Genomic DNA, 6168 nt, shown 5'->3' on the forward strand with positions numbered 1-6168 from the left:
GTCCCCCTGGGACGTATCAAGGTGCCGTCAGCGGCCCGTACGCGCCCGGTGCCCGGTCCCGGTAGAACTGCCAGCGGTCGCGGACCTCTCGGAGTTTGGCCATGTCCAGGTCGCGGACGACCAGTTCGGGCTCCTTGTCGCTCGCCACCTCGCCGACGAACTGGGCCTCGGGGTCCACGAAGTACGAGGTGCCGTAGAAGTCGTTGTCGCCGTACTCCTCGACGCCGACCCGGTTGATGGCGCCGACGAAGTACTCGTTGGCGACGGCCGCCGCCGGCTGTTCCAGCTGCCAGAGGTAGCCGGACAGGCCGCGGGAGGTCGCCGAGGGGTTGAAGACGATCTCGGCACCCGCGAGGCCCAGTGCGCGCCAGCCCTCCGGGAAGTGGCGGTCGTAGCAGATGTAGACGCCGACCCTGCCCACCTTCGTGTCGAAGACGGGCCAGCCGCTGTTGCCGGGGCGGAAGTAGAACTTCTCCCAGAATCCCCTGACCTGGGGGATGTGGGTCTTGCGGTACTTGCCGAGGTAGGAGCCGTCCGCGTCGATCACGGCGGCGGTGTTGTAGAGGACGCCGGGCTGCTCCTCCTCGTACATCGGCAGCACCAGGACGATGCCCAGTTCCTTCGCGAGGGCCTGGAAGCGGCGGACGATGGGGCCCTCGGGGATCTGCTCGGCGTACTCGTAGAAGGCCGGGTCCTGGACCTGGCAGAAGTACGGTCCGTAGAACAGCTCCTGGAAGCACAGGACTTGGGCGCCCTGCGCGGCGGCGTCGCGGGCCGCCTGTTCGTGGACCTGGATCATCGATTCCTTGTCGCCCGTCCAGGCGGTCTGGAAGACGGCGGCGCGGATCACTCGGCTCATCGGGACCTCCGGTCGCTCGGTGTGCCGTGAGCCTAGGGAGGGCGAGGGGCGTCTTTGAGTTGCAGCGTGTCACGTCAAAGGGCGTGTGGCGTGCCACCGTGTCACTCTTTCGTGGACCCATGTTTCACCGCCGTTTTCCCAGGTGGTCGCGTGTTTCACTGCTGTTGCGCGTCGTGCGCGAGGAGTGCGATGTGCACCGAGGCGGCCTGCTCGAAGTCGTCGAGGTCCACCCCGAGGCGGACCTGTATGGACTCCAGGCGGCGGTAGAGGGCCGGCCGGGAGACGTGGTGGAGCTGGGCGGTGCGGGACTTGTTGCGGCCGGTGGCGAGGTAGGTGCGCAGGACCGACAGCAGGTCCTCGTCGGTGTCGCGCAGCAGCCCGTCCAGCTCCCGCTCCGCGAACGACTGCACGTGCGGGTCGTCGCGCAGCAGCCGGACCAGGCCCCGCAGATGGACGTCCTTCAGGCGTACGACCGGCGGGAGGTCGAGGACGGTGGAGGAGTCGGCGACGGCGTCCGCGACGTGCTGGGCCTCGCGCAGTCCGGTGGGTACGTCGTCCCAGGCGGCGCGGGGTTCGGCCGCCGCCACGACCGTGTGGTCCGGGCCGGTCTCGGTGCGCAGCCGGGTCGCGAAGTGCGCGGCGAGGGCGCCCGCGTCCTGATCCCGGGGCAGGCTGAGCAGCACGGCGGTGGCCCCGTCGGCGAGTTCGGCGACCAGCCCGGGCAGGCCCAGCAGCCGCAGGAGCCGTTCGAGGCGGGCCGGGTCGCCGTCGCGGACGGCCAGCGGCACGAAGGTGCGCCGGTTGACCGGCAGCCCGGCCGCGCGGGCCCGGGGCAGCAGTTGCCGTGCCGGTACGACGCCGCTGACCAGGTCGGTGAGCAGGCTCTGCGCCGACTGCTCCTCCCAGGAGCACGCGGCGCCGCCGCCGAGCATGCGGTGCAGGACGAGGGCCTCGGCGGCGCGGTCGGCCAGCAGCCGTCCGGTGGCGGTGTCGCCGCGGTAGCCGCACAGCACGATCCGGCCCCAGCGCTCCCCGCGCCCGCCCAGTTCGGCCCGGATCCAGCCGTCGCCCTCGGTGCCGCCGGCCTGTCGGGCGATGCGCTCCCAGTCGCGCAGCACGTCGTCCACCGCGGGGCGCTCCCCCGCGGTGCCGAGGACGCGGTGGGCGAGGTTGGTGACGACGACGGGGCAGCCGCTGTGCCGGGCGACCTCGTCGAGCAGGCGTTGCAGCGGGGCGCCGGCGGTGATGAGGGCGGTGAGTTCGGTGCGGACGGCCTCGGAGAGGCTGACGGCGGCGAACTTGCGGCGCACCAGCCGGGACTGGACCTCCTCGGTCAGTTCGGCGAAGGGGAACGGCCGGTGCAGCACGACCATCGGCAGTCCGCACCGCTCGGCCGCCCGGCGCATCACGTCCGGCGCCGCGGGGAAGGCGCGGCCGAGTCCGAGGACGACGGCGGCGGCCTCCGCGCGGTGCAGCGACCGGACGTACTCGGCCTGCTTGTCCTCGTCGCCGGCGAGCAGCACACCGGTGGTGAGGACCATCTCGCCGCCGGTGAGCATCACTCCGACATCGGCGGCCTCGGCGACGTGCACCCAGCGCACCGGCCGGTCGAGGTGGCTCGCACCGGCCACCACCTCGGGCTCCCCGGCGAGCACCCGCTCCAGGGTGAGGACCTGCCGCACCGACAGCGCGGGCTGCAGGGAATCCAGGGTGATGGTCATGGCGCCGTATCCCTTGCTCAGTGCACTGCTACTGGATGCTCCTCAGAGCGTTCTCGAGGATCGCGGCGCCCTCCTCGGCCTCCGCGACGTTGAGGGACAGCGGCGGCGCGACGCGCAGCGAACTGGTGTTGTGCCCGCCGCCCTTGCCGATCAGCAGGCCGCCCTGGCGGGCCGCCTCCAGCACGGCCGCCGCGGTCTGCGGATCGGCCTCGTCGGTCCCCGGTTTCGTGATCTCGATGCCGATCATCAGCCCGCGTCCGCGTACCTCGCGTACGGCCGGGACCTGCGCGGCGACGGCCCGCAGCCGCTCGATGAGCAGGCCGCCGACGCGCCGGGCGTTGCCCTGGAGGTCGTGTTCCAGCAGGTAGTTGAGGTTGGCGAGGCCCGCCGCCATGGTGATCTGGGTGCCGCCGAAGGTGGAGATGCTGTTGGAGTCCAGGCAGTTCATGATCGCGGAGCGGGCGACGACCCCGCCGATGGACATGCCGTTGCCGATGCCCTTGGCGAAGGTCATGATGTCGGGCGGTCCGCTCTGCCCGTGGGCCTGCCAGCCCCAGAAGTGCTCGCCGGTGCGGCCCCAGCCGGTCTGCACCTCGTCGGCGATCCACAGGATGCCGCGCTCGTGCAACACCTCGCGGAAGGCGGCGTACAGCCCGTCCGGCGGTGCCGTGAAGCCGCCGACGCCCTGGACGGGTTCGGCGATCAGCGCGGCCGGCGCGCGGGTGTGGCCGAGCAGGTCCTTCAGGTCCTCGACGCAGGCGGCGATGTAGGCCTTGTCGCTGAGGGAGGCGAACGGGCCGCGGGTGCGCACGCCGCCGTGGACGTACAGCGTCTGGAGCGGGGAGAGCGAGGTCGGCGACCAGCCGCTGTTGCCGGTGATGCCGACGGCGCTGAAGGAACGGCCGTGGTAGCTGTTGCGCATCGCGAGAATCGTGTTGCTGCGCCGGTACGCCGTGGCCAGCAGCAGGGCGGTGTCGTTGGCCTCGGTGCCGGACGTGGTGAAGAAGACGCGGGCGTCCGGGATGCCGCTCAACTGGGCGATGCGCTCGGCGAGTTCGACCATCGGGCGGTTGAGGTACAGGGTCGAGGAGTGGATGATCCGCCCGGCCTGCTCGCTCACCGCCTTGGTCACCTCGGGCAGCGCGTGCGCCGTCATGGTGGTGAGGATGCCGCCGAAGAAGTCGAGGTACCGGTTGCCCTGGGCGTCCCAGACGTGGCGGCCCTCGCCGTGGGTGAGCTCGAGGGGCTCCTCGTAGTAGAGGGCGAGCCAGTCGGGGAGCACGGCCCGGTGGCGGCCCAGGAGGTCGTTGGTCACGGCTGCACCAGCCCTTCGTAGGCGTCGGGGCGGCGGTCGCGGTAGAAGGCCCACGTCTGCCGTACCTCTTCGATGAGGTCGAGGTCGATGTCCCGGATCACGAGTTCCTCCTCGCTGTCGCTGGCGACGTCCCCCACGAACTGCCCGCGCGGGTCGACGAAGTAGCTCGTGCCGTAGAAGTCGTTGTCCCCGTACTCCTCCTGCCCGACGCGGTTGATCGCGGCGATGTAGTACCCGTTGGCGACGGCCGCGGCGGGCTGCTCCAGCCGCCACAGGTGGGAGGACAGGCTCCGGTGGGTGGCCGAGGGGTTGTAGACCAGCTGGGCCCCGGCGAGGCCGAGCTGGCGCCAGCCCTCCGGGAAGTGGCGGTCGTAGCAGATGTACACGCCGACCCTGCCCGCCGCGGTGTCGAAGACGGGCCAGCCGAGGTTCCCGGGCTTGAAGTAGAACTTCTCGCGGAAACCTTTGAGCTGCGGAATGTGGTGCTTGCGATACTTGCCGAGGTAGGTGCCGTCGGCGTCGATCACGGCCGCGGTGTTGTAGTAGAAGCCGGGCTGCTCCGCCTCGAACACCGGCGCGACGATCACCATGCCGGTCTCGCGCGCGAGCGCCCGCATGCGCCGTACGGTCGGCCCGTCGGGGACGGGCTCGGCCCAGCGGTAGTGCTCCGGCTCCTCGACCTGACAGAAGTAGGGGCTGTTGAAGACCTCCTGGAAACCGATGATCTTCGCGCCCCGGCGGGCCGCCTCGCGGGCGTGCTCCTCGTGTTTCGCCACCATGGACTCGGTGTCGCCGGTCCAGGTGGCCTGGACCAGGGCGGCACGTACGACGTTGGCCATGAGCTGCTCCTTCGACGCGACATCTGCGCCTCTACGCCCGTAGAAGCGGGCCGTAGAGCCACGAACGTAAGCCTCCGGCACGGGGTTGCCAAGACCATCGTCGCCAACCCGCGGGGCATCGCGCGATTCACACTCCTGTGGGTGAGTCGCCCGGGGCTCGGTCTCGCCGGTCAGGCGGCGAATCCTGCGACCCGCAGGGCGTGCACGAGATCCCAGCGCCGCTCGTCCGACACGCCCTGGGCGGCCTCCAGCAGGAGCGGCACGAGGCGCCGCGGATCGGGCTCGGCGCTGCGGGCGGCCTCCTCGGGGGTACGGGCCCTGACGTACGCGTCGAGCAGGACGCGCACCTCGCGGTGGCGCCGCTCGGCGGCCAGGCCGAGGACGGCCTCTGCGACCTCGCCCGGGGGCCGCGCGACCCCCTGCCGCAGCATCTGCTGCCCGTCCCCCGCCCACCCGGCCTCGACGAGCGCGTCGGCGGCGGCGACCAGCCGCCCGGCGGGCAGCGAGGCGGCTTCCCACAGCAGCGTCTGCCAGTCGGCGTCCAGCCCGGCGCGGTGCAGCCGCTCCGCGAGCAGCGGAAACCGGCCGGGCTCCCACGAGGCGACCTCGGCGAGCAGCGCGTGGGCCTCCCCGCTGCGCCCCTCGCTCCGCAGCCGGGCCAACACGTCGACGGTCCTGCCGACCTCGGCCAGGTCAGCGGCCCCGACCGCACCGCCCTCCCGCACCGGCGGCTCCACCTCGTCCTCCTCGCCGGCCCCGGCGAAACGCGCACCCCGGGGAGTACGGCCGGTGGCCACGGGGGCGGGTGCGGGAGCGGGCAGGGTCGGTACGACAGCGGGCGGCACGACGACGGGTACGTCCTCCTCATCGACCATCCCGGCGAAACGAGCACTGCCGCGCCGGCGTTTGCGGGGTTGGGAGGGTTTGGGGGCGGAGGGTTCAGGGGCTGGGGCGCTCACCGCGTCGGACACGCCCTCCGCGAGGACTCCCCCGGGCACACCCGGGCCGCCGGAGCGCTCCAGGACGCGCCGCCCGGCCTCGTCGCCGTCCAGGACGGTGAATGGGTCAGGGACGGCCCCGGCGACGACGTCACCGGGGCCGGACCGCGCCGCCTCGATCCCGTCCGGGGCGGTGAACCCCTCGGGGACGGCCCCCGCGGCGGCCTCACCAGGGCCGGACCGGCTCGCCGGGTGCTGCCGGCCGGGCCGCGCCGCCTCGGTCCCGGCGGGGGCGGTGAACCCCTCGGATGTCGCCCCGGCGGCGGACTCACCGGAGCCGGACCGGCTTGCCGAGAACTGTCGTGCCTGCCACCCCGCGCCGGAACCGGCCGGGTGGGAGAACCCCTCGGATGTCGCCCCGGCGGCGGACTCACCGGAGCCGGACCGGCTTGCCGAGAACTGTCGTGCCTGCCACCCCGCGCCGGAACCGGCCGGG

At 72.6% G+C, this 6168-nt stretch carries 4 protein-coding genes and 1 pseudogene; all 5 read right to left on the bottom strand.

From position 1 onward, the window contains the following. Window positions 1–16 precede the first annotated feature (16 nt). Window positions 17–859: a nitrilase-related carbon-nitrogen hydrolase gene (locus HDC93_RS02805; protein WP_031109741.1), complete on the bottom strand. Its 843-nt coding sequence runs from the start codon at window positions 857–859 to the stop codon at window positions 17–19. A 155-nt stretch (window positions 860–1014) separates the two neighbouring features. Beyond that, on the bottom strand, window positions 1015–2580 hold the full coding sequence (locus HDC93_RS02810; protein ID WP_185006770.1) for a PucR family transcriptional regulator: 1566 nt from the start codon (window positions 2578–2580) through the stop codon (window positions 1015–1017). A gap of 28 nt (window positions 2581–2608) precedes the next feature. Further along, window positions 2609–3895 carry an aspartate aminotransferase family protein gene (locus HDC93_RS02815; protein ID WP_185006772.1) on the bottom strand — a complete coding sequence of 429 codons (1287 nt, stop codon included), beginning with the start codon at window positions 3893–3895 and terminating at the stop codon, window positions 2609–2611. After that, window positions 3892–4734, bottom strand: coding sequence for a nitrilase-related carbon-nitrogen hydrolase (locus tag HDC93_RS02820; protein WP_031111208.1), 843 nt, complete (start codon window positions 4732–4734; stop codon window positions 3892–3894). The genes HDC93_RS02815 and HDC93_RS02820 overlap by 4 nt, the downstream gene beginning before the upstream one ends. Before the next feature lie 170 nt (window positions 4735–4904). Continuing rightward, window positions 4905–6168, bottom strand: a pseudogene (locus tag HDC93_RS38070) (hypothetical protein); the annotation flags it as partial.

Origin of the sequence: Streptomyces sp. AK010 (assembly GCF_014207295.1) — a bacterium.
Lineage (GTDB): Bacteria > Actinomycetota > Actinomycetes > Streptomycetales > Streptomycetaceae > Streptomyces > Streptomyces massasporeus.

What these genes read in the sequence shown, in the direction of transcription:
- HDC93_RS02805 (WP_031109741.1), bottom strand. Translation starts at nt 859, where the DNA reads ATGAGCCGAGTGATCCGCGCCGCCGTCTTCCAGACCGCCTGGACGGGC.
- HDC93_RS02810 (WP_185006770.1), bottom strand. Translation starts at nt 2,580, where the DNA reads ATGACCATCACCCTGGATTCCCTGCAGCCCGCGCTGTCGGTGCGGCAG.
- HDC93_RS02820 (WP_031111208.1), bottom strand. Translation starts at nt 4,734, where the DNA reads ATGGCCAACGTCGTACGTGCCGCCCTGGTCCAGGCCACCTGGACCGGC.